Below are 23,918 nucleotides of genomic sequence, written 5' to 3'. Positions count from 1 at the left end.
GCATGGAGCCACTCAGGGACAAATGACCTATAGTCCGCCAAGATGAATCCAACTCACCTGTTGTGGAGATAGGCATGTTCGCGCGAATTCCCCTCACCGCCTTGCGCACCTTCGAATCGGCGGCCCGCCTGGCCAGCTTTCGCGCCGCTGCGCTGGAGCTGAATGTCACGCCCACCGCCGTGTCGCACCAGATCCGAGGCCTGGAACAGTGGCTCGGCACCCTGCTGTTCGAACGCCTGGGTCGTGGCGTGCGCCTGACCGAAGGTGGCGAACGGCTGCGCCGCAGCCTGCATGGCGCCCTGCTGGAGATCGACCGCAGCCTGGAGGCCTTGCGCCCGCAGCCGCGCGAACACAGCCTGAGCCTCAACACCATGCCGGCCTTCGCCGCGCTCTGGTTGGTGCCGCGCCTCGGTCGCTTCTATCGACGCCATCCCGGCATCCGCGTGCGCATCGAGACCAGCAACGAGCTGGTCGACCTGGAGCGCGACTCCAGCCTCGACCTGGTGATTCGCTGCGGCCTGGGCGACTACCCGCAACTGCACCAACAACAGTTGATGGACGAGCACTTCGCGGCCTACGCCGCGCCACAGCTGCGGGAGGACATGCCACAACGGCGCCCGGACCTGATCGGTGTCGGCTGGGACGCGCCGATGTCCGGTCTGCCGGTCTGGGAGAGCTGGGCCGAACAGTCCGGCGAGGACTGGGTGCTCGCGGCTACCCGCCGCGACTATCCGGACGAGCACTACGCTCTGCAGGCGGCCATTGCCGGTCAGGGCCTGGTGCTGGCCAGCTCGGTGCTGGTGTCCGACAGCCTGGCCAGCGGCCTGCTGCGCCCTTACCGCGCCGACATCAGCCTGCCCGGTGCACCGTACTTGGCACTGTGCGTACCGGGCCGCGAGCGCCAGCCGGCGGTCAAGGCGCTGCTGGACTGGCTGGCCGAGGAAGTGCTGCAAGAAAACACGACGGCTGTCGATTGAGCCAGGCGCCATTCGACCAGTAGCAGACCCATCCCACGGAGACGCGCAACATGGCCCTGGAACTCTTCGCTCACCCCTTCTCTTCCTACTGCCAGAAGGTGCTGATCGCCCTCTACGAGAACGACACGCCCTTCGAGTACCGCCTGCTGGCGCCGGAGCAGCCGCAGAACATGCAACGCCTGGCCGAGCTGTGGCCGCTGCGGCGCTTTCCGCTGCTGCTGGACGATGGCCTGCCAGTGCTGGAGTCGAGCGTCATCATCGAGCATCTGCAGCTGCGCCACCCCGGACCGGTGCGGTTGATCCCCGCGGACCCGATCCTGGCTCTGGAAGTGCGCCTGATGGACCGGGTATTCGACAACTACATCTCCACGCCGCAGCAGAAGTGCGTGTTCGATGCCCTGCGCCAGGAGCACAACCGCGACGCCTACGGTGTGAACGAGGCGCGGCAGATGCTGGACACCGCCTACGCCTGGCTGGAGCGGCGTCTACAGGGTCGCACCTGGGCAGCCGGCGACAGCTTCAGCCTGGCCGACTGCGCGGCCGCGCCCTTCCTGTTCTACGCCGACTGGACCCAGCCGATCAACGAGGCCTTGCCTACCCTGCGCGCCTATCGCCAGCGCCTGCTGCAGCGGCCCTCCTTCGCCCGCGCCGTGGACGAGGCACGCCCCTACCGGGCGTTCTTCCCGCTGGGGGCGCCAGATCGGGACTGATCCGCTCTTTACAAAGACAGGGATTTATTTCGCAGGCGCGATGCCGCTAGCATCAGCAATCCGCTCTCACACGCTCAAGGAAGGTCGATGAAAAAGCTCGCGCTGTCCCTGCTCTGCCTGTTCGCCCCACTCGCCCACGCCGATTCGGCGCTGACCGAAGCCAGTATCCGCAGCCTGTACGACCAGGTGGCGGCCGACGCCTCGAAACGCGACATCGACGCCACCCTGTCGCACATGAGCGACGACGTGCGCATCCATATCAGCGCGCCCAACGGCAGCATCGAACTCGATGCCAGCAAATACCGCCAGCTGCTGCAGCAAGGCTGGGGCGGCCTGGAAAGCTACCGCATGGAAGTGGCCATCGAGTCGATCGAGATCGCCGCCGACGGCCAGAGCGCCACGGTCAAGGACACCACCAAGGAAACCCTGAGCATGCAGGGCCACGAGATGAGCACTGGCATGCAGGAAACCGCCAGCCTGCGCCTGATCGACGGCGAACCGAAAATCGTGCGCATCGAGGCGACCATCAAGCCTTGAGCCTACCTGGGATCTGCTGCGCGTCGATTGGACGGCAGCGAGATCGCAGCGTTATTCCTCGACTGGCAGTCCCTGCCAACCGCCGCCCAGGGCCGCGACCAGCTGCACGCTGGCGGTCAGGCGGCTGCCCTGCAGGGTCAGACGGGTGCGTTCGTTGGACAGCGCGGTGGTCTGCACGCTGACCACATCAGTGAACTCCACGGTACCGGCGCGGTACTGGTTGAGCATCAGCCGCAGCGATTCGCGGGCGGCGTCCAGCGCCTCCTGCTGCACCACCGCCTCGCGCTCCAGCACGGCCAGCTGCACCAGATAATCCTCCACTTCGCGGAAGCTGCGCAGCACCGTTTGCCGGTAGTCGGCCACGGTCTGGTCGTAGCTCGCCTCGGCCTGCTCGACGCGGGAGCGGATCAGGCCACCATCGAACAGGTTGAGGGCGAAGGCCGGACCGATGGACCAGAAGCGGTTGGGCGAGCTGATCCAGTTGTCCAGGCCACCGCTGCGATAGCCGCCCGAAGCGGACAGGCTCAGTTCCGGATAGTAGGCGGCCTCGGCCACGCCGATCTCGGCGTTGGCGGCCATCACCCGGCGTTCGGCGGCGGCCACGTCGGGGCGGCGCTCGAGCAGGGTTGATGGCAGGCTGACCGGCACGCTGGGCAGCGCCGGCACGTCATCGCGCACCGCCAGTTCGAATTCGGAAGGCGCCACGCCGACCAGTACGGCGATCGCGTGCTCCAACTGGGCGCGCTGGTATTCCAGATCCACCGCCTCGGCCTCGGTGCCCTTGAGCTGGGTCAGCGCCTGGGTCACGTCGGATTTCGGCACGATGCCGGCCTTGTACTGGTTCTCGGCGATGCGGAAGGCTTGCTTGTAGGCAGCCACCGTCTCGTCGAGCAGGCGCTTCTGCTGATCCAGCACGCGCAGTTGCAGGTAGTTCTGCACCAGCTCGGACTGCTGGCTCAGGCGCACGCCGGCCAGGTCGGCGCTGCTGGCATCGAGTCCCGCGTTTTCCGACTCCAGCTGGCGGCGCAGCTTGCCCCACAGGTCCAGCTCCCAGCTCACGCCAAGGCTTGCCTCGTAGCTCTTGGACACCTGCGACTGGCCGCCACCGCTGACGCTGATGCCGCCGGTGGTACCGATGGTGCTGTCACCACCGCCCTGGCCGGCGCGGGTCACGCCGGTGTTGAGGCCAATGGTCGGGAAGAAGCCGGCCCGCGCGCCACGCACCAAGGCCTGGGCCTGACGGTACTGGGCCGCAGACGAGGCCAGGCTCTGGTTGTTGGCGTCCAGGCGCTCGACCAGCGCGTCCAGCTCGGCGTCGCCGTAGAGCTTCCACCAGTCGCCCCGCAGCGCGGTATCGGCCGGTGCGGCGGACTTCCAGCCGGCGGCCTGCTTGAACTCGGCCGACGGCGCGCTATCCGGGCGCAGATAGTCCGGGCCGACGGCGCAGCCGGCCAGCAGCAAGGCAACCAGCAGAGGCGAAAAACGGGGCAGTACAGGCTTCATAGCGGCGTTTCCAGAGCAGCGTCACTGCGTACGCCGCGCCAGCGGTTGACCCGATGGCGCAGGCGGTCGAGATACAGGTAGACCACCGGAGTGGTGTAGAGGGTGAGCAACTGGCTGAGCACCAGGCCGCCGACGATGGCCAGGCCCAGCGGCTGGCGCATCTCGGCGCCTTCGGCCTGGCCGAGCAACAGCGGCAGTGCGCCGAGCATGGCGGCCAGGGTGGTCATCATGATCGGGCGGAAGCGCAGCAGGCAGGCGCGGCGGATCGATTCCTGCGGGCTCAGGTGCTCGTTGCGCTCCAGCTCCAGGGCCAGGTCGATCATCAGAATGGCGTTCTTCTTCACCACGCCGATCAGCAGGAACAGGCCGAGCAGCGAGATCATGCTGAACTCGCCACCGGTGAGCAGGATCGCAGCCAGCGCGCCGACACCCGCCGAGGGCAATGTGGAGAGAATGGTCAGCGGGTGGATATAGCTCTCGTAGAGGATGCCGAGCACGATGTACACCACCAGCAGGGCGATCAGCAGCATCACCGGCTGGCCCTGGGCTTCCTTCTCGAACTGGCCGCCGGTGCCACCGAGCTGGCCCTGCACTTCGGTGGGCAGGTTGAGCTCATCCACCGCCTTGCGAATCGCCGCGTTGGCCTGGTCCTGCGTCACGTCCGGCGCCAGACTGTAGCCGATGCTCTCGGCGGCGAACTGGCCCTGGTGGTTGACCCGGTCCTCCTCCAGGCTGCGCTCCCAGCGGGCGAAGCCGGACAGCGGTACGCGCGCGCCGTCGGCGGCGATCACCTGGATCTGGTCCAGCGCCTCCGGGTACTGGGCGTATTTCGGGTCAATCTCCATTACCACGCTGTACTGGTTGAGCGTCTCGTAGATGGTGGAAATCTGCCGCTGGCTGAAGGCGTTGTTCAACACGCTGGTGACCATCGCCATGTCCACGCCCAGGCGCTGCGCCGTGGTGCGGTCCACCACCAGGTTGATCTGCTGGGCGCCCTCGCCCTCGTTGGCGTCGATATCGGTCAGCTCGGGCAGCGCCGCCAGGGTGTCGCGCACCTTGGGCAGCCATTCCTTGAGCAGCTCCATCTCGCCGGCCAGCAGCACGTACTCGTTCTCCGAGCTGCGCCCCTGGCGGCCGCCGAACTGCAAATCCTGGTCGGCCATCAGCATCAGTCGCGCGCCGGGCACCTTGGGCAGGTTCTGGCGCAGGCGGTCCATCACCTGCCGCGAAGAGGCATCGCGCTCGGCGATGGGCTTCAGGCGCACCACCAAGAAGGCGTTGTTGATGCCGCTCTCGCCACCGATGAAACCGGCCACGCTGTGGATCGCCGGATCGGCCAGCAGGCCGCGACGGAATTCCTCCATCTTCGGCTGCATGACCTGGAACGACAGGCCGTCGTCGCCGCGGACGAAGCCGATCAGCTGGCCGGTGTCCTGCTCGGGAACCAGGCTCTTCGACACGGTGGCGAACAGGTAGAAGTTGCCGAAGATGGTCAGCAGCAGAACCGTCAGGGTCAGCCGCGAATGCGCCAGTGCCCATTCCAGGGTTCTCCCGTAGAAGGCCAGCACGCGCTCCTGCACCCGCGCACCGACCTGCTGCAGACGGCTGGGCTCGCGCTCCTCTTCCTCGGCCTTGAGCCAGCGCGCGCAGAGCATCGGCGTGAGGGTCAGCGACACGGCCAGGGAGATGAGGATGGCGGCGGTCAGGGTCACGGCGAACTCGCCGAACAGACTGCCAACGATGCCGCCCATGAACAGGATGGAGAGGAACACCGCGACCAGCGACAGGTTCATCGACAGCAGGGTGAAGCCCACCTCCTCCGCGCCCTTGAAAGCTGCGGCCATGGGCTTCTCGCCGGCCTCGATGTGCCGCGAGATGTTCTCCAGCACGACGATGGCATCGTCCACCACCAGGCCGGTGCAGATGATCAGCGCCATCAGCGACAGGTTGTTCAGCGAGAAGTCCAGCAGGTACATCACCGCGAAGGTGCCGACCAGCGACACCGGCACCGCCAGCGCCGGGATCAGCGAGGCGCGCCAGCGGCCGAGGAACAGGAACACCACCATGATCACCAGGCCCACCGCGATCAGCAGGGTGCGCTCGGCCTCGTGCAGGCTGGCGCGGATCACCGGCGAGCGGTCCATCGCCACCTCCAGCTTGGCGCTGGCCGGCATCACCGCCTCCAGTGCCGGCAGGTCGCGGCGAATGTCCTCGATGGTCTTGATGATGTTGGCCCCCGGCTGGCGGTTGACCACCAGCAGCACGGCCTTCTCGTCGTTGTAGAAGCCGGAGTTGTAGCGGTTCTCCACCGAGTCGCGGACCTTGGCCACATCACTGAGGCGCACCGGCGCGTTGTTCTCGTAGCGGATGATCAGGTCCTGGTACTCGGCCGCCTTGTGCATCTGGTCGTTGGCCTGGATCTGCCAGTGGCGGTCGCCGTCGGCCAGGTCGCCCTTGGGCCGGTCGCGGTTGGCCTCGGCGATGGCAGTGCGCACCTCGTCCAGTGCCACGCCGTACTGGTCGAGCAGACGCGGCTCCAGCTCCACCCGCACCGCCGGCAGCGAGCTGCCGCCGATCTCGATCTTGCCCACGCCCTGCACCTGCGACAGTTTCTGCGCGATCACCGTGGAGGCCAGGTCGTACAGCTGGCTCTTGTCCAGCTGCGGCGAGGTCAGCGACAGCACCATGATCGGCGCCTGCGACGGGTTGAATTTCTCGTAGGTCGGCATGGTGCGCATGCCGCTGGGCAGCAGGTTGCGCGAGGCGTTGATCGCCGCCTGCACCTCGCGGGCGGCGGCGTCCACGTTCCGGCCGATCTCGAAGAGGATGATGATCCGCGTATTACCCTGGGCGCTGCGACTGGTCATCTCGCTGATGCCGGCGATGCTGCCCAGCGCCCGTTCCAGCGGCGTGGCGACGCTGGAGGCCATGGTCTGCGGGCTGGCGCCTGGCAGGTTGGCGCTGATGACGATGGCCGGGAAGTCCATGTTCGGCAGCGGAGCCACCGACAGCAGGCGGAAGCTGACCAGCCCGGCGAGGATGATCGCCAGGCTCAGCAGCAGGGTCGCTACCGGCCGGCGAATGAACGGCGCGGAAAGGTTCATGGCGCCAGCGCCACTCCCGAGGCGCTACGGCCGAGCAGCCGCCGCGACATGCGATCGAAGGCCAGGTAGATCACCGGCGTGGTGAACAGCGTCAGCACCTGGGACAGCAACAGGCCGCCGACCATTACCAGGCCCAGCGGCTGGCGCAGCTCGGCGCCGGAGCCCGAGGCCAGCATCAGCGGGATGGCGCCGAACAGCGCAGCCAGAGTGGTCATCAGGATCGGCCGGAAGCGCAGCAGCGCAGCCTGGTAGATGGCCTCGTGCGGCGCCATGCCCTGGTGCCGTTCGGCCTCGAGAGCGAAGTCGATCATCATGATCGCGTTCTTCTTGACGATGCCGATCAGCAGGATGATGCCGATGATGGCGATCAGGCCCAGATCGTTGCCAGTCAGCAGCAGCGCCAGCAGCGCGCCGACACCGGCCGAAGGCAGCGTCGAGAGGATGGTGATCGGATGGATGTAGCTCTCGTAGAGCACGCCGAGCACGATGTACATGGTGACGATGGCCGCCAGGATCAGCAGCAGGGTCGACGACAGCGAGGCGCGGAACGCCTCCGAAGCACCCTGGAACTGGCTCTGGATGCCGGCCGGCATGCCAATCTGCTGCTCGACCCGTTCGATCACCTGCACCGCCTCGCCCAGCGACACATCCGGCGCCAGGTTGAACGACACGGTGACCGCCGGGAACTGGCCGATATGGTTGACCAGCAGACTGGCCGGGCGCTCTTCCACCCGCGCCAGCGAAGCCAGCGGCACCTGGCCGCCACTGGCGGTGGCCACATGGATGCGCTGCAGGGCCTGCGGGCCCAGCTCGCCGGCGCCCATGCTCTCCAGCACCACGCGATACTGGCTGGCCTGGGTGAAGATGGTGGAAATCTGCCGCTGGCCGAAGGCGTCGTACAGCGCGTCGTCGATATTGCCGACGGTCACGCCCAGGCGTGAGGCGGCGTCGCGGTCGATGTTGAGGAACACCTGCAGGCCCTGGTTCTGCAGGTCGCTGGCGATGTCGCGCAGCTCCGGCTGCTCGCTCAGGGCGCTGATCAGCTTGGGCGTCCACTCCTCCAGCAGCTTGCCGTCCGGTGACTCCAGGCTGAACTGGAACTGGGTACGGCTGACCCGATCCTCGATGGTCAGGTCCTGCACCGGCTGCAGGTAAAGGGCAATGCCCGGCACCTTGGCCAGCTCGGGGCGCAGGCGCTCGATCACTTCGCTGGCGGTGGCCTCGCGCTCGCGGTGCGGCTTGAGGTTGATCAGCAGGCGGCCGCTGTTCAGGGTCGGGTTATCGCCATCCACGCCTATATAGGAGGACAGGCTGGAGACATCCGGGTCCTGCAGGATCACTGCGGCCAAGCGCTGCTGGCGCTCGCTCATGGCCTTGAAGGAAATCGACTGCGGCGCCTCGGAGATGCCCTGGATCACCCCGGTGTCCTGCACCGGGAAGAAGCCCTTGGGCACGGCCAGATACAGCACCACAGTAAGCGCCAGGGTGCCGATGGCCACCAGCAGAGTCAGGCCCTGGTGACGCAGGGTCCAGGTCAGGCCCACGGCATAGCGTTCGATCAGACCGTCGATAAAGGCGCCGGCGCGCTTGTAGAAACGCCCCTGCTCCTCTTCCTTCTCGGCCTTGAGCAGACGCGCACACATCATCGGTGTCAGGGTCAGCGACACCACCAGGGAAATCAGGATGGCCACCGCCAGGGTGATGGCGAACTCGCGGAACAGCCTGCCCACGACATCAGCCATGAACAGCAGCGGAATCAGTACGGCGATCAGCGAGAAGGTCAGCGAGATCAGGGTGAAGCCGATCTGCTTGGCGCCCTTGAGCGCGGCGTTGAACGGTGTCTCGCCCTCTTCCAGATGGCGGGCGATGTTCTCCAGCATGACGATGGCGTCATCGACCACGAAGCCGGTGGCGATGGTCAGGGCCATCAGCGTCAGGTTGTTGATCGAGAAGCCGGCCAGGTACATCACGCCGAAGGTGCCGATCAGCGACAGCGGCACGGCGATGGACGGGATAACGGTGGCCGATACCTTGCGCAGGAACAGGAAAGTCACCAGCACCACCAGGCCGATGGCCAGGACCAACTCGAACTGCACGTCCTTGACTGCCGCGCGGATGGTCTGGGTGCGGTCGGTGAGCACCTGCACTTCCAGGCTGGCCGGCAGCGCCGCGGTGATCTGCGGCAGCAGGCGCTGGATGCGGTCGACCACCTCGATGACGTTGGCGCCGGGCTGGCGCTGGATGGTCAGCAACACCGTTTCGTTACGGTCGGCCCAGGCGGCCAGGCGCTCGTTCTCGGCGCCGTCGACGATCTTGGCCACGTCGCGCAGGCGCAGGGCCGCGCCGTTCTCGTACTTGAGGATCAGGTCCTGATATTCGGCGGCGGACTTCAGCTGGTCATTGGCGTCCAGCTGCGAGACGCGGGTCGGGCCGTCGAAGTTGCCCTTGGGCTGGTTGACGTTCTGCGCGGCGATCAGGGTGCGCACGTCGGCCAGGTTGAGGCCGTGGCTGGCCAGTGCCTCTGGATCGACCTTGATACGTACGGCCGGGCGCTGGCCGCCGGCCAGGCTGACCAGGCCGACGCCACTGATCTGGGCGATCTTCTGCGCCATGCGCGTATCGATCAGATCGTGCACCTGGGTCAGCGGCAAAGTATTGGAGCGGATTGCCAGGGTCAGTACCGGGGTGTCCGCCGGGTTGACCTTGTTGTACACCGGCGGCGCCGGCAGATCGTCAGGTAGCAGGTTGGTGGCGGCGTTGATGGCCGCCTGCACTTCCTGCTCGGCCACATCCAGATTGACGTCCAGGGTGAAGCGCAGGGTGATGACCGAGGCGCCGCCCGAGCTGGTCGAGGACATCTGCTTCAAGCCCGGCATCTGGCCGAACTGGCGCTCCAGCGGCGCGGTCACCGCGCTGGTCATCACCTGCGGGCTGGCGCCTGGGTAAAGGGTGAGCACGCGGATGGTCGGGTAGTCGACTTCCGGCAGCGCGGAAACCGGCAGCAGGCGGTAGGCGATCAGACCGGTAAGGAAGATCGCCACCATCAGCAGCGTGGTGGCGACCGGACGCAGGATGAACAGGCGTGAGGCGTTCATGCGCCCTGCTTCTGTGCGGCCTGGCCTTGCGGTTGCGCCAAGGCGCCCGGCTCATTGCCGATCACCTGTACCTGGCTGCCCTCCTTGAGCTTGTCGGTACCTTCCAGCACCAGACGCTCGCCGACCTTGACGCCCGAGTCGATCAGGCTGGTGGCGCCATCGCTGGCACCGACCTTGATGTCGCGCAGCTGCACCTTGTCGTCGGCACCGAGGACGAAGACGAAGGTGCCACGGGCGCCGAACTGCACGGCGGCGGACGGGATCAGCGTGGCCTGCTGGCGAGTCTCGACGCGCAGGCGCACGTTGACGAACTGGTTGGGGAACAGCTGCTCGCCGGCATTGCTGAAACGGCCCTTGAGCTTGACGGTGCCGGTGGCCACGTCGATCTGGTTGTCCAGGCTGTGCAGCTCACCCTCGGCCAGCAGTTGCTGCTCGCCACGATCCCAGGCCTGCACCAGCAGCTTCTGGTTATCGCGCACCTTGGCCAGCACCGGCGGCAGGTCCTTCTCCGGCAGAGTGAAGTTGACGGCGATCGGCTCGACCTGGGTGATCACCACCAGCGGCGTGGTGTCGCTGCTGCGCACCAGGTTGCCGAGGTCCACCTGGCGCAGGCCGAGGCGGCCGGTGATCGGCGCACGAATACGGGTGAAATCGAGATTGAGACGGGCGTCGGCGACGGCGGCCTGGTTGCTCTTCACCGTGCCCTTGTACTGGCCGACCAGCGCCTGCTGGGTGTCGAGGGTCTGCTTGGCGATGCTGTCCTCGGCGTACAGGCCCTGGTAGCGCGCCAGGTCGATCTCGGCGTTCTTCAGCTGCGCCTGGTTCTGCGCCAGGGTGCCCTCGGCCTGCTGCAGCGCTACCTGATACGGGCGCGGGTCGATCTGCGCCAGTAGGTCGCCGGCCTTGACCAGTTGCCCCTCTTCGAAGAACACCTTGACCAGCTCACCATCCACCCGCGAGCGCACGTTGACGGTGTTCAGCGCCGTGACGGTACCCAGCGCCTTGAGTTCGATATGGAAGTCGCCGCTACCTACTTCGGTCAGCCGCACCGGTACCGGACCGCCCCAGGGGCCGAAGTCGCCACCGGGCTTCTGCTCAGGCGCCTTCGGCCACAGCCACCAGGCAACCAGGGCGATGAGCAGAACGATCAGGGCAATCAGCCAGGAACGGGAAGGTCTGGAAATACTGCGGGATTCGGGCATGGCGCGGGGTCACTGTCCTTGGGAGGGTGAACGATAAGTACTCCCAGCGGCCAGGCAAAGGGTCTTTACCGCCTTTTTACCTAGATAGACGTAACAGGAAGTTGGAAATTTAGAAAAAACAACGGCCTGCAATGGCAGGCCGTTGTCGGTGAAGCGCTTTCGCTTACTTCAGGGCAGCGAGGGCTGCAGCGTAGTTCGGCTCATCGGCGATCTCGCCAACCAGCTCGCTGTGCAGCACCTTGTCGTTCTCGTCCAGCACCACCACGGCGCGGGCGGAAACGCCAACCAGCGGGCCGTTGGCGAAGGCTACGCCGTAGTCCTTGAGGAAGTTGGCGCCACGCATGGTCGACAGGTTGACCACGTTGTCCAGACCTTCGGCACCGCAGAAGCGCGCCTGGGCGAACGGCAGGTCGGCGGAGATGCACAGCACCACGGTGTTGGGCAGCGCGCTAGCCTCGGCGTTGAACTTGCGCACGGAGGTGGCGCAGGTCGGGGTGTCGATGCTCGGGAAGATGTTCAGCACCTTGCGCTTGCCGGCCAGGCTGGCCAGGGTCACGTCGGAGAGGTCCTTGGCCACCAGGCTGAACGCCGGAGCCTGCTGACCGGCCTGCGGCAGTTGGCCGTCGACCTGAATCGGGGTGCCCTTGAGGGTTACTTGAGCCATTGCGAGTTCCTTACTTAGTGTTGATGCCGGGGGTCACGGCACCCAGCGGGGAAATGGGCGCCAGTGTGACCGCCCGGTACTGACACGGCAATGGGCAGTTGCGTTCAACCGGTGGCTTGCCTGGCGGGCTGCGGGTTGGGATGGAAGAACACGTGCTCGCGGATCGGCCCCACCGCCACCTCGCCGATCTCCTCGTAGCCCTGGCGCTGGTAGAACTCCAGGTAATGCGGGTTGCCGGTATTCAGCACCACACCCTGGGAGCCGGCATCCTCGGCGCACCAGTCGTGCAGGGCTGAGAGCAACTGCTCGCCGAGCTTCTGCCCCTGGAACTGCGGGTGCACGCCAATCAGCGGCAGGACGTGGTACGGCCCTGGCGGCAGGCAGGCCAGCACCGCGTCGTGATATTCCAGATAGCGTTTGGTGCAGCGGAAGCCGGTGGTCATCAGCATGCGCAGACGCCAGCCCCAGCTCTCGGTGATATCCAGGCGACGGATCGGCGGCGCGATCAGGGCGATGCCGACCAGGCGCTCCTCGATCACCAGGCCAATGGCCGGCAGCTCCTCGGCGAAGTGCTGTTGCACCAGCTCGCGCACGGTGGCGCGCACGCGCTGGTCGAAGCCGGGGCGTTCACTCTCGAACAGGTAGGCGAAGGTCGGGTCGTGGCGGTAGGCGTGGTACAGCAGCGAGCGGGCCTCGCGGGCGTAGCCATGGTCGAGCATACGGACTTCGGCGGTGCGGTGTGGCATCAGGCTGACCTCGATTGTTATAGGTTTGGCGGGTCGAAGGCCAAGTTAGCACCGCATTTCGCCAGCTGCCAGACGCTGGCCGTCGCCGGAGTGCTGGGCTAGCATCGCTGTTTTCCCTGTCGGTAGCCCTCCCATGAAGATCGTTTCCTTCAATATCAACGGCCTGCGCGCCCGCCCCCATCAGCTGCAGGCGCTGATCGAGAAGCACCAGCCAGACGTGATCGGCCTGCAGGAAACCAAGGTCTCCGACGACCAGTTCCCGGAAGCCGAAATCCGCCAGCTCGGCTACCACGTGCACTACCACGGGCAGAAAGGTCACTACGGCGTCGCCCTGCTCTCGCGCCAGGCGCCGCTGGAACTGCACAAGGGCTTCCCCGATGACAACGAGGAGTCGCAGCGACGCTTCATCTATGGCACCTACGCCGACGAGCACGGCAACCCGGTGACCGTGATGAATGGCTACTTCCCCCAGGGCGAAAGCCGCGACCATCCCACCAAGTTCCCGGCCAAGCAGCGTTTCTACGCCGACCTGCAGAGCCTGCTGACCAGCCGTTTCCAGCCGAGCCAGCCGCTGGTGGTGATGGGCGACATCAATATCTCGCCGGAAGACTGCGACATCGGCATCGGCGAGCCCAATCGCCTGCGCTGGCTGAAGACCGGCAAGTGCAGCTTCCTGCCGGAAGAGCGCGAGTGGCTGGCCACGCTGAAGAGCTGGGGCCTGGTCGACACCTTCCGCCTGCACAACCCGGCGATCAACGACCGCTTCAGCTGGTTCGACTACCGCAGCCGCGGCTTCGAGGACGAGCCCAAGCGCGGCCTGCGCATCGACGTGATCCTCGCCAGCGCGCCGCTACAGGCGCGAATCAAGGACACCGGCATCGACTACGATTTACGCGGCATGGAAAAACCTTCGGACCACGCCCCCATCTGGCTGGAACTGAGCTGATCCAACAAGGGGCGCCACGGCGCCCCTTGTCACATCCGCGTAACCTTTCCGACTTAATCTCCGCGACGCCTTAACCCCTCTAGCACAAGGTGTCTGCTCCATGTCCCGCGCCAGTGATCGGCACACTCCCGGCCATGTCTATGCATGGTTGCTCCTCGGTTTCATCTGCTACGCCCTGCCCTGGTCGGTGTTCGCCGCCGACAGTTCCACGCTCCTGCGCATCCAGGGCTCCAACACCATCGGCGCCAAGCTCGGCCCGGCCCTGGTGGTCGGCCTGTTCGAGAGCCAGGGCTTCGGCAATGTGCGCGTCGAACCCGGCGCGGAGAACGAGCAGCACGTGCTGGCCGAAGACAAGCTGGGCCGCACCCTGCAGGTCAACGTCGCCGCCCACGGCTCCGGCACTGGTTTCGTCGCCCTGCAGGACGGTAGCGCCGACCTGGCCGCCTCGTCGCGGCCAATCAAGGATGCCGAGGCCGGCAGCCTGGAAGGTCTGGGCGACATGCGTGGCGCCAGCGCCGAGCAGGTCATCGCCATCGACGGCCTGGCCATCATCGTCAACCCGAACAACCCGCTGCAGGCGCTGACCACCGAGCAGATCGCCGCCGTGTTCGCCGGCGAGGTGAAGGACTGGTCGGCCCTGGGCGGCAAGCCCGGCGCCATCAGCGTGTATGCCCGCGATGACAAGTCCGGCACCTTCGATACCTTCAAGGAGCTGGTCCTGGCCGCCCATGGCAAGGCCCTGACCGCTGGGGCCAAGCGCTTCGAGTCCAGCGACAAGCTGTCCGATGGCGTCAGCCAGGACCCGGGCGGCATCGGCTTCATCGGCCTGCCCTACGTACGCAGCAGCAAGGCCCTGGCGATCGCTGACGGCCAGTCGCAGCCCATGCCACCGAGCGCCGCGACCATCGCCACCGAGGACTACCCGCTGTCGCGTCGCCTGTTCCTCTATAACCCGCCAGGCAGCACCAACGAATGGGTCAAGGCCCTGGTGCAGTTCGCCCACAGCCCGGCCGGGCAGGCCATCGTCGAAAAAAGCGGCTTCATCTCGCAGACGGTCAAGGCAGTCAAGGTTCAGGCCAGCGCGCACATGCCCGACGACTACCGCAAGCTGGCTGATGAGGCCCAGCGCCTGTCGGTGAACTTCCGCTTCCAGGAAGGCAGCGCGACCCTGGACAACAAGGCCCAGCGCGATATCGAGCGGGTCATGGATTACCTCAAGGGCAACGACAAGTTGCGCCAGAAGGTGGTGCTGGTCGGCTTCGGCGACCCCAAGAGCGACCCCGAGCGCGCCGCCCTGCTGTCCAAGCTGCGCGCCATGGCCGTGCGCCGCGACCTGTCCAAGGGCGGGGTGATCTTCAAGGAAATCTCCGGTCTCGGCGAACAGATGCCGGTGGCCGCCAACGATGCCGACGAAGGCCGTCTGAAGAACCGCCGCGTCGAGGTTTGGGTCTACTGAGTCGCCCCGCGCGGTTGCCGAACCCGCCGAGCCCACCTAGCCTTAACCACATGACCGGCCACAACGGCCGGTCCAAGTGACGCCGGGCCCCTCTGGCGGCGAGCCATCGCCGTGATGTCGGAGTCACTGTCTGTCAGACAGCGACGGAGGGGCTCATGGATCCGCTGATCGACTTTCTCACCTCGCCCGTACTCGGCACCGCCACCTGGCTGTGGCTGAGCTTCCTGGCCATCGTCATCGCCCTGCTGGTGTTCGACCTGGGCATCCTGCACCGCGACCAGCACGAAATCGAAATGCGCGAGAGCCTGCTGTTGTACAGCGGCTACTTCGGCGTCGGCGTGCTGTTCGGCCTGTGGGTCTGGTACGAACTGGGCAGCCAGCCGGCCCTGGAGTTCTACACCGGCTTCCTGGTCGAGCAGTCGCTGTCGATGGACAACGTGTTCGTCATGGCGATGATCTTCGGCTTCTTCGGCATTCCACGGCGCTACCAGCACCGGGTGCTGTTCTGGGGGATCATCGGCGTCATCGTGCTGCGCGCGATCATGATCGGCCTGGGCACGGCGCTGGTGCAGGAGTTCGAGTGGATTCTCTATGTGTTCGGCGCCTTCCTGCTGTTCACCGGGGTGAAGATGATGTTCAGCCGCGAGGAGCAGCACCCGGACCTGTCGCAGAATCCGCTGCTGCGCTTCCTGCGCAAGCATCTGCGGGTCACTGACGAGCTGCATGGCGGGCACTTCTTCATTCGCCATCGCCCGCCAGGCGCCGAGCACTCCCTGCTCTATGCCACGCCGCTGTTCCTCGCCCTGGTGCTGATCGAGCTGGCCGACCTGGTGTTTGCCGTGGACAGCGTACCGGCGGTGTTCTCCATCACCCAGGACCCGTTCATCGTCTACACCTCGAACATCTTCGCCATCCTCGGCCTGCGCTCGCTGTACTTCGCCCTGGCGGCTCTGATGCACCGTTTCGTCTACCTGAAGTACGCACTGGCGCTGGTGCTGATCTTCATCGGCGGCAAGATCTTCCTGCACGGTTTCATCGGCAAGATTCCCGCCCTGCTCTCGCTCGGGGTAACCTTCGGCCTGCTGGCTGGCGGCGTATTGCTGTCGCTGTTGAAGACCCGCGAGCAGAAGAGCGAGCCCTGATGCCGGATGTCCGTATCGAACGACGAGAGCACAACGGCCATGCGCTATGGCTGGTGAGCCTGGGCAAACGCACCCTGAGCTTTCATGAGGAGCTGGCGGCACGCACCTTCGCCGCCCAGTTGCACCAGCGTTTCAGCTGGCTGCGCCAGCAGCAGCGTGACGAGAGCAGCGAAGAACACTCCTGAACCGCCCAGCAACGAAAAGGCCCGCTTGCGCGGGCCTTTTGCATTGCAGCTGACAATCAGCGGCTGGCTTTCATCGCGTCACGCGGCACGTACTTGCCGATCTCGTACTTGCCGATGGCCGCGCGGTGCACTTCGTCCGGGCCGTCGGCCAGGCGCAGGGTGCGCTGCATGGCGTAGAAGTACGCCAGCGGCGTGTCGTTGGAGACACCGGCGCCGCCGTGGATCTGGATGGCGCGGTCGATCACGTTGAGCGCGACGTTCGGCGCTACCACCTTGATCTGGGCGATCTCGCTCTGGGCGATCTTGTTGCCCACGGTATCCATCATGTACGCGGCGTTCAGGGTCAGCAGGCGGGCCTGGTTGATCTCGATGCGCGAGTTGGCGATGTGGTCGATGTTGCCACCCAGGCGGGCCAGCGGCTTGCCAAAAGCGGTACGGCTGACGGCGCGTTTGCACATCAGTTCCAGCGCGCGCTCGGCCATGCCGATGGAGCGCATGCAGTGGTGGATACGGCCTGGGCCGAGGCGACCCTGGGCGATCTCGAAGCCGCGACCCTCGCCGAGCAGCACGTTCTCATAGGGCACACGCACGTTCTCGAACAGCACTTCGGCGTGGCCGTGCGGGGCGTCGTCGTAGCCGAATACCGGCAGCGGGCGGAGGATCTTCACCCCCGGGGTGTCGGTCGGCACCAGGATCATCGAGTGCTGCTGGTGGCGCGGCGCGTCCGGGTTGGTCAGGCCCATGAAGATCATGATCTTGCAGCGCGGATCGCAAGCGCCGGAGGTCCACCACTTGCGGCCGTTGATCACCCACTCGTCACCATCGCGCACGGCGTTGGCCTGCATGTTGGTGGCGTCCGAGGAAGCCACACCCGGCTCGGTCATGGCGAAGGCGGAGCGGATTTCGCCGGACAGCAGCGGCTCCAGCCACTGCTTCTTCTGCGCTTCGCTGGCGTAGCGCACCAGGGTCTCCATGTTGCCGGTGTCCGGTGCGGAGCAGTTGAACGGCTCGGAGCCCATCAGCGAGCGACCCATGATCTCGGCCAGCGGCGCGTATTCCATGTTGGTCAGGCCGGCGCCGTACTCGGATTCCGGCAGGAACAGGTTCCACAGGCCTTCGGCCTTCGCGCGGGCCTTGAGCTCTTCCATGATCGCGGTCGGCTGCCAGCGGTCACCTTCGTTGACCTGCTGCTCGAACACCGCTTCGTTCGGGTAGACGTGGGCTTCCATGAAGGCGGTGACGCGTTCACGCAGTTCCTGGACCTTGGGGGAGTAGGCGAAATCCATGGGCATACCTTGGTGGTTGGCTTCGATGTGGAATGATGCTAGAACAGCACCCTCGATTTATCTAAGCTATTTTCCTCCCTTATCAACATTCATAAGCAATATGCGATAAGGCTTGATGCACGGAGCGGGACATGAATTTGAACAAGGTCGATCTCAACCTCTTCATCGTCTTCGACGCCATCTATACCGAGGCCAATCTGACTCGCGCCGGGCAGATCGTCGGCATCACCCAGCCGGCCGTTTCCAACGCCCTGGCGCGCCTGCGCGAAACCTTCAACGACCCGCTGTTCGTGCGCACCGCCCAGGGCATGGTGCCCACGCCGATGGCGCAGAACATCATCGGCCCGGTGCGCAACGCCCTGCAGCTGCTGCGCGTGTCGGTGCAGGAGAGCCGCACCTTCAACGCCCTGCAGGCGAACAAGACCTACCGCATCAGCATGACCGACCTCTCCGAGCAGATCCTCCTGCCGACGCTGTTCCAGCGTCTGCGCCGGCTGGCGCCCTCGGTGCAGATCGAGAGCTTCCAGGCCAAGCGCCGCGAAACCACCAAGGAGCTGGCCGCCGGCCGCCTGGACTTCGCCGTGGATGCGCCGCTGAACACCGACCCGCAGGTACGCCACGTCAAGCTGATGGAAGATCGCTACGTCTGCGCCATGCGCCCGGCCCACCCGCTGGCCAAGGACAAGCTGAACCTCGACGAATACCTGTCGCTGACCCATATCCAGATCTCCAGCCGCCGCAGCGGCCTCGGCTACGTCGACCTGTCACTGGGCAAGATGGGCCTGCAACGCAAGGTGGCGCTGCGCTCGCAGCACTACCTGATGGCCTCCAGCGTGCTGCACAACACCGACATGGCGGTGACCGTGCCGGAGCGCTTCGCCCGTCGCCATGGCCTGCACTTCGTCGACCTGCCGGTCAACGACGTCCCGGCCCTGGAGACCCACCTGTACTGGCACGAGAGCACCGACCAGGACCCGGCCAACCGCTGGATGCGCGAGCAGTTGATCGAGCTGTCGCAGCAGGTCATCGCCCAGGAAAAGAAGGCCGCCGAATCGGCCTGACGATGCAACTCGCATGAAAAAGGGGCCTTTCGGCCCCTTTTTTCTTGTTCCCTACAGGCTGCGCGTGATCACCATACGCTGCACATCGCTGGTGCCCTCGTAGATCTGGCACACGCGCACATCGCGGTAGATGCGTTCCACCGGGAAATCCTTGAGGTAACCGTAGCCGCCCAGGGTCTGGATCGCCGCCGAGCAGACCTTCTCGGCCATCTCCGAAGCGAACAGCTTGGCCATCGAGGCCTCGGTCAGGCACGGCTGGCCGGCTTCGCGCAGGCTAGCTGCGTGATGCACCATCTGCCGCGCCACGGCGATCTGCGTAGCCATGTCGGCCAGGCGGAAGGCCACGGCCTGGTGCTCGATGATCGGCTTACCGAAGGTCTGCCTCTCATGGGCGTAGTCGCGCGCCGCCTCGAATGCGGCGCGGGCCATGCCCACTGACTGGCTGGCGATGCCGATGCGCCCGCCTTCCAGGTTGCTCAGGGCGATGCGGTAGCCCTCGCCCTCCTCACCCAGGCGCAATGATGCCGGGATGCGCACCTCGTCGAGCTGGATCTGGCAGGTGTCCGAGGCGTGCTGGCCAAGCTTGTCCTCCACCCGCACCACCGAATAGCCGGGCGTGTCGGTCGGCACGATGAAGGCGCTGATGCCCTTCTTGCCGGCTTGCGGGTCTGTCACGGCGAAGACGATCACCATCCCGGCGTGGCTGCCGGAAGTGATGAACTGCTTGGCGCCATTCAGTACATAGTGATCACCATCTCGCCGCGCGCGGGTGCGCAGGTCGCTGGCATCGGAACCGGCCTGTGGCTCGGTCAGGGCGAAGGCGCCAAGCATGGCGCCGCTGGCCAAGGGCTGGAGGAAGCGCTGTTTCTGCTCCTGGCTGCCGAACTTGAGGATGGGCATGCAGCCCACCGAGTTGTGCACGCTCATGATGGTCGAGCAGGCGCCGTCGCCGGCGGCGATCTCCTCCAGAGCCATGGCGTAGGCCAGATGGCCGGTGGCCGCACCGCCCCACTCTTCCGGCACCAGCATGCCGAGGAAGCCGAGGTCAGCCATTTCCCTCAAGGCCTCGGCGGGGAAGCGATGCTCGCGGTCCCAGTCGGCGGCGAAGGGTTTCAGCCGCTCCTGGGCGAACTGGCGGGCCATGTCGCGGATCAGGATGTCCTGTTCACTGGGCAGCATCGTTCACCTCACTTGGCGGCCATGCGCAGCGCGCCATCCAGGCGGATGGTCTCGCCGTTGAGCATGGCGTTCTCGACGATATGGCGGACCAGCGCGGCATACTCGGCCGGGCGGCCCAGGCGCGGCGGGAACGGCACGTTGGCGGCCAAGGAGTCCTGCACCTCCTGGGGCATGCCGGCCATCATCGGCGTCTCGAAGATGCCCGGCGCGATGCACATTACGCGGATGCCCGAGCGAGCCAGGTCGCGCGCCACCGGCAGGGTCATGGCGGCCACGCCGCCCTTGGACGCGGAGTACGCGGCCTGGCCCATTTGCCCGTCGAAGGCGGCCACCGAGGCGGTGTTGATGATCACGCCACGCTCGCCACCCTCGTTTGGTTCATTCCTGGCCATGGCCTCGGCGGCCAGGCGCAGCATGTTGAAGCTGCCGATCAGGTTGATCTCGATGGTGCGACGGAAGCTGTCCAGGCCGTGGGCGCCATTGCGGCCGATGACCTTCTCGGCCGGCGCGATACCGGCGCAGTTGACCAACCCATGCACGGCGCCGAAGGCCTGCAGGGCGTCTTCCACGGCAGCGCGGCCATCGGCCTCGCTGCTGATATCGGCACGCAGGAAACGCGCCCGCTCACCCAGCTCGGCGGCCGCCTTGGCGCCGGCCTCGGCATTGATGTCCAGCAACAGCACCTTGGCACCCTGGCCGACCAGCTCGCGAGCACTGGCCAGGCCGAGGCCGGAGCCGCCGCCGGTGATCAGGAATACGGAGTCTTCGATACGCATGAACAGTCCTCGAATCGATGAGGCGTCGGACCCTGCCGACATTGACAGGCAGATTTGCACAGGTTTACGTTAACGTAAAGGTAAACGAGAGCCGGCCATGTCCATCACCTACTCCATCTCCGATCTGGCCCGCGAGCTGGATGTCACCACCCGCGCCATTCGCTTCTACGAGGAGCAAGGCATGTTAGTGCCCGAGCGCCGCGGCCAGGAGCGCATCTACCGGCCCAAGGACCTGGTGACCCTCAAGCTGATCCTGCGCGGCAAGCGCATCGGCTTTTCCCTCGCCGAGTGCAAGGAGCTGATCGACCTCTACGACCCCAGCAGCGGCAATCGCAAGCAGCTGGAGACCTTCATGGCCAAGATCGCCGCCCGCCGCGCCCAGCTGGAGCAGCAATTGCTGGACATCGAACAGATGCAGCTGGAGCTCGACACGGCCGAAGAGCGCTGCCTGGCTGCACTGGCAGAAACTGTTTCAGATCAAAGCGTTACTTCCTGAACTTAATCCAACAATTACAGGTGGAACCATGAGCTACCCGACCCTCAACTTCGGTCTCGGCGAGACCATCGACATGCTGCGTGACTCGGTGCACCAGTTCGCCCAGGCCGAGCTGGCCCCGCGTGCGGCGCAGATCGACCGCGACAACGAGTTCCCCATGGACATGTGGCGCAAGTTCGGCGACATGGGCCTGCTCGGCATGACCGTGGAAGAGGAATACGGCGGCACCAACATGGGCTACCTGGCCCACGTGGTGGCCATGGAAGAGATCAGCCGCGCCAGCGCCTCGGTCGGCCTGTCCTACGGCGCGCACTCCAATCTGTGCCTGAACCAGATCCGCAAGAACGGCACACACGAGCAGAAGGCCAAGTACCTGCCCAAGCTGTGCTCCGGCGAGCACATCGGCGCCCTGGCCATGAGCGAACCCAATGCCGGTTCCGACGTGGTATCGATGAAGCTGCGCGCCGAGAAGCGCGGCGATCGCTACGTGCTCAACGGCAACAAGATGTGGATCACCAACGGCCCGGACGCAAACACCTACGTGATCTATGCCAAGACCGACATCAACGCCGGCTCGCGCGGCATGACCGCGTTCATCGTCGAGCGCGACCTCAAGGGTTTCTCCCGCCACCAGAAGCTGGACAAGCTGGGCATGCGCGGTTCCAACACCTGCGAACTGGTGTTCGAGGACGTGGAAGTACCGGAGGAAAACATCCTCGGCGGCGAAGGCCGTGGCGTGGCCGTGCTGATGAGCGGCCTGGACTACGAGCGCACCGTGCTCTCCGGCGGCCCGACCGGGATCATGAGCGCCTGCATGGACGTGGTGCTGCCCTACGTGCACGAGCGCCAGCAGTTCAAGCAGTCGATCGGCGAGTTCCAGTTGGTGCAGGGCAAGCTGGCCGACATGTTCGCCGGCATGAACGCCTCCAAGTCCTACCTGTACACCGTGGCCAAGGCCTGCGACCGCGGCGAAGAGTCGCGCAAGGACGCTGCGGCGGTGATCCTCTACACCGCCGAAATGGCCACCAAGATGGCTCTGGACACCATCCAGCTGCTCGGCGGCAACGGCTACACCAACGAGTACCCGGCCGGCCGCCTGCTGCGTGACGCCAAGCTGTACGAGATCGGCGCCGGCACCAGTGAGATCCGCCGCATGCTGATCGGCCGCGAGCTGTACAACGAGACCAAGTGATCACCGGGCGGCACGGGCGCCCTGCCCAGCCGCCGTCGACGGAGCGCGCCAGATGGCCATCCTGCATACCCAGATCAACACCCGCTCGCCGGAGTTCGCTGCCAACAGCGCGGCCATGCTCGCCCAGGTCAGCGATCTGCGCGCCCTGCTCGCCCGCGTCCACGAAGGCGGCGGCGCCAAGGCCCAGGAACGTCACACCTCGCGCGGCAAGCTGCTGCCACGCGAGCGCATCAACCGCCTGCTGGACCTCGGCTCGCCCTTCCTCGAAGTCGGCCAGTTGGCCGCCCACGAGGTGTACGGCGAAGAAGTGCCAGCCGCCGGCGTGGTCGCCGGCATCGGCCGCGTGGAAGGCGTCGAATGCATGATCATCGCCAACGACGCCACGGTGAAAGGCGGCAGCTACTACCCGCTGACCGTGAAGAAGCACCTGCGCGCGCAGACCATCGCCCAGCAGAACCGCCTACCGTGCATCTACCTGGTGGACTCCGGCGGCGCCAACCTGCCGCGCCAGGAAGAGGTGTTCCCGGATCGCGAACACTTCGGCCGGATCTTCTTCAACCAGGCCAACATGAGCGCCCAGGGCATTCCGCAGATCGCCGTGGTCATGGGTTCCTGCACCGCAGGCGGCGCCTATGTGCCGGCGATGAGCGACGAAACCATCATGGTGCGCAACCAAGCCACCATCTTCCTGGCCGGCCCGCCCCTGGTAAAAGCCGCCACCGGCGAGGTGGTGACCGCCGAGGAACTCGGCGGCGCCGATGTGCACTGCAAGACCTCCGGCGTAGCCGACCATTACGCCGAGAACGACGAGCACGCCCTGGCCCTGGCCCGGCGCTGCATCGCCAACCTCAACTGGCGCAAGCTCGGCCAGCTGCAGGCGCGCACACCTATCGCCCCGCAGCATGGCAGCGAGGAGCTGTACGGCGTGATCCCGGCCGACGCCAAGCAGCCCTTCGACGTGCGCGAAGTGATCGCGCGCATCGTCGACGGCAGCGAGCTGGATGAGTTCAAGGCGCTGTTCGGCACCACCCTGGTCTGCGGTTTCGCCCATATCCACGGCTACCCGGTGGCCATCCTGGCGAACAACGGCATTCTGTTTGCGGAAGCCGCGCAGAAAGGCGCGCACTTCATCGAGCTGGCCTGCCAGCGCGGCATCCCGCTGCTGTTCCTGCAGAACATCACCGGCTTCATGGTTGGCAAGAAGTACGAGGAAGGTGGCATCGCCAAGCACGGCGCCAAGCTGGTCACCGCCGTGGCCTGCGCCCGGGTGCCGAAGTTCACCGTGATCATCGGCGGCAGCTTCGGCGCCGGTAACTATGGCATGTGCGGCCGCGCCTACGACCCCCATTTCCTGTGGATGTGGCCCAACGCGCGGATCGGCGTGATGGGCGCCGAGCAGGCTGCCGGCGTGCTGGTACAGGTCAAGCGCGAGCAGGCCGCCCGCGCCGGCCAGCCGTTCAGCGACGAGGAAGAGACGCGCATCAAGCAGCCCATCGTCGCCCAGTACGAACAGCAGGCCCACGCCTACTACTCCAGCGCCCGTCTGTGGGACGACGGTGTGATCGACCCGGCGCAGACCCGCGACGTACTCGGTCTGGCACTGTCCGCCAGCCTCAATGCGCCCATCGAGCCGACTCAGTTCGGCGTGTTCCGGATGTAAG

20 protein-coding genes are annotated in these 23,918 nt (G+C 65.9%); 11 read left to right on the top strand and 9 right to left on the bottom strand.

All coding sequences use genetic code 11. The features are described from left to right. The first annotated feature begins 74 nt into the window (after positions 1–74). The 3 genes from IP89_RS02165 to IP89_RS02155 all read left to right on the top strand — a co-directional run bounded on the left by IP89_RS02165 (position 75) and on the right by IP89_RS02155 (position 2,224). Entirely contained in the window at positions 75–977 is a 903-nt protein-coding gene (locus IP89_RS02165) for a LysR substrate-binding domain-containing protein (RefSeq protein ID WP_043307309.1), read from the top strand. A gap of 50 nt (positions 978–1,027) precedes the next feature. Next, positions 1,028–1,687 carry a glutathione S-transferase family protein gene (locus IP89_RS02160; protein WP_043307306.1) on the top strand — a complete coding sequence of 220 codons (660 nt, stop codon included), beginning with the start codon at positions 1,028–1,030 and terminating at the stop codon, positions 1,685–1,687. A gap of 87 nt (positions 1,688–1,774) precedes the next feature. Beyond that, entirely contained in the window at positions 1,775–2,224 is a 450-nt protein-coding gene (locus tag IP89_RS02155; protein ID WP_043307304.1) for a nuclear transport factor 2 family protein, read from the top strand. A 51-nt stretch (positions 2,225–2,275) separates the two neighbouring features. Here IP89_RS02155 and IP89_RS02150 read toward each other — a convergent pair whose 3' ends face one another. The 6 genes from IP89_RS02150 to IP89_RS02125 all read right to left on the bottom strand — a co-directional run bounded on the left by IP89_RS02150 (position 2,276) and on the right by IP89_RS02125 (position 12,538). Continuing rightward, positions 2,276–3,727 (bottom strand): efflux transporter outer membrane subunit, encoded by a 1,452-nt coding sequence (locus tag IP89_RS02150; RefSeq protein WP_043307303.1) that lies wholly within the window; start codon positions 3,725–3,727, stop codon positions 2,276–2,278. Next, on the bottom strand, positions 3,724–6,831 hold the full coding sequence (locus IP89_RS02145) for an efflux RND transporter permease subunit (protein WP_043307301.1): 3,108 nt from the start codon (positions 6,829–6,831) through the stop codon (positions 3,724–3,726). Before IP89_RS02145 ends, IP89_RS02150 begins: the two co-directional genes overlap by 4 nt. Then, the gene (locus tag IP89_RS02140) at positions 6,828–9,926 is read right to left on the bottom strand and encodes an MdtB/MuxB family multidrug efflux RND transporter permease subunit (RefSeq protein ID WP_043307300.1); all 3,099 of its coding nucleotides are present in this window, start codon (positions 9,924–9,926) and stop codon (positions 6,828–6,830) included. The genes IP89_RS02145 and IP89_RS02140 overlap by 4 nt, the downstream gene beginning before the upstream one ends. Further along, complete coding sequence (locus tag IP89_RS02135; protein WP_043307298.1) at positions 9,923–11,128, bottom strand: MdtA/MuxA family multidrug efflux RND transporter periplasmic adaptor subunit; 1,206 nt, start codon at positions 11,126–11,128, stop codon at positions 9,923–9,925. The genes IP89_RS02140 and IP89_RS02135 overlap by 4 nt, the downstream gene beginning before the upstream one ends. Before the next feature lie 163 nt (positions 11,129–11,291). Beyond that, on the bottom strand, positions 11,292–11,792 hold the full coding sequence (tpx, locus tag IP89_RS02130) for a thiol peroxidase (protein ID WP_043307296.1): 501 nt from the start codon (positions 11,790–11,792) through the stop codon (positions 11,292–11,294). A 104-nt stretch (positions 11,793–11,896) separates the two neighbouring features. Beyond that, complete coding sequence (locus tag IP89_RS02125; protein WP_043307295.1) at positions 11,897–12,538, bottom strand: GNAT family N-acetyltransferase; 642 nt, start codon at positions 12,536–12,538, stop codon at positions 11,897–11,899. A 133-nt stretch (positions 12,539–12,671) separates the two neighbouring features. Between IP89_RS02125 and xthA the strand changes: the two genes are divergently transcribed. The 4 genes from xthA (at position 12,672) to IP89_RS02105 (ending at position 16,267) form a co-directional block, all read left to right on the top strand. Then, positions 12,672–13,484: an exodeoxyribonuclease III gene (xthA, locus tag IP89_RS02120; protein ID WP_043307293.1), complete on the top strand. Its 813-nt coding sequence runs from the start codon at positions 12,672–12,674 to the stop codon at positions 13,482–13,484. A gap of 100 nt (positions 13,485–13,584) precedes the next feature. Continuing rightward, positions 13,585–14,940, top strand: coding sequence for a substrate-binding domain-containing protein (locus IP89_RS02115; RefSeq protein ID WP_043307292.1), 1,356 nt, complete (start codon positions 13,585–13,587; stop codon positions 14,938–14,940). Positions 14,941–15,095: 155 nt separating this feature from the next. Then, the gene (locus tag IP89_RS02110) at positions 15,096–16,082 is read left to right on the top strand and encodes a TerC family protein (RefSeq protein WP_043307290.1); all 987 of its coding nucleotides are present in this window, start codon (positions 15,096–15,098) and stop codon (positions 16,080–16,082) included. After that, on the top strand, positions 16,082–16,267 hold the full coding sequence (locus IP89_RS02105; protein WP_043307288.1) for a hypothetical protein: 186 nt from the start codon (positions 16,082–16,084) through the stop codon (positions 16,265–16,267). The genes IP89_RS02110 and IP89_RS02105 overlap by 1 nt, the downstream gene beginning before the upstream one ends. 56 nt (positions 16,268–16,323) lie before the next feature. Here the strand turns inward: IP89_RS02105 and IP89_RS02100 are convergent, their stop codons facing one another. Beyond that, entirely contained in the window at positions 16,324–17,553 is a 1,230-nt protein-coding gene (locus IP89_RS02100; RefSeq protein ID WP_043307286.1) for an acyl-CoA dehydrogenase, read from the bottom strand. A gap of 131 nt (positions 17,554–17,684) precedes the next feature. On the opposite strand from IP89_RS02100, the gene IP89_RS02095 reads away from it, so the two are divergent. Next, positions 17,685–18,614 (top strand): LysR family transcriptional regulator, encoded by a 930-nt coding sequence (locus IP89_RS02095; protein ID WP_043307283.1) that lies wholly within the window; start codon positions 17,685–17,687, stop codon positions 18,612–18,614. Positions 18,615–18,665: 51 nt separating this feature from the next. Here IP89_RS02095 and IP89_RS02090 read toward each other — a convergent pair whose 3' ends face one another. Both IP89_RS02090 and IP89_RS02085 read right to left on the bottom strand, forming a co-directional pair. Further along, a complete protein-coding gene (locus IP89_RS02090; RefSeq protein ID WP_043307282.1) occupies positions 18,666–19,793 on the bottom strand; it encodes an acyl-CoA dehydrogenase family protein in 1,128 nt (375 codons plus the stop codon). Positions 19,794–19,801: 8 nt separating this feature from the next. Next, positions 19,802–20,569 (bottom strand): 3-hydroxyacyl-CoA dehydrogenase, encoded by a 768-nt coding sequence (locus IP89_RS02085; protein WP_043307281.1) that lies wholly within the window; start codon positions 20,567–20,569, stop codon positions 19,802–19,804. A gap of 97 nt (positions 20,570–20,666) precedes the next feature. Here IP89_RS02085 and IP89_RS02080 point away from each other — a divergent pair, with 97 nt between their 5' ends. From IP89_RS02080 to IP89_RS02070, 3 genes are read left to right on the top strand one after another with little or no spacing between them, the layout of a single operon-like run. Beyond that, positions 20,667–21,065: a MerR family DNA-binding transcriptional regulator gene (locus IP89_RS02080; RefSeq protein ID WP_043307280.1), complete on the top strand. Its 399-nt coding sequence runs from the start codon at positions 20,667–20,669 to the stop codon at positions 21,063–21,065. Positions 21,066–21,093: 28 nt separating this feature from the next. Then, positions 21,094–22,257, top strand: a complete 1,164-nt coding sequence (locus IP89_RS02075) for an isovaleryl-CoA dehydrogenase (protein WP_043307278.1) — start codon at positions 21,094–21,096, stop codon at positions 22,255–22,257. Positions 22,258–22,309: 52 nt separating this feature from the next. Next, positions 22,310–23,917, top strand: coding sequence for a carboxyl transferase domain-containing protein (locus tag IP89_RS02070; RefSeq protein WP_043307277.1), 1,608 nt, complete (start codon positions 22,310–22,312; stop codon positions 23,915–23,917). Position 23,918: the final 1 nt, after the last annotated feature.

Origin of the sequence: Pseudomonas sp. ML96 (assembly GCF_000761545.1) — a bacterium.
GTDB lineage: Bacteria > Pseudomonadota > Gammaproteobacteria > Pseudomonadales > Pseudomonadaceae > Aquipseudomonas.
The sequence above is the reverse complement of the archived record's forward strand: the minus strand, read 5'-3'. Positions and strand labels throughout refer to the sequence as shown.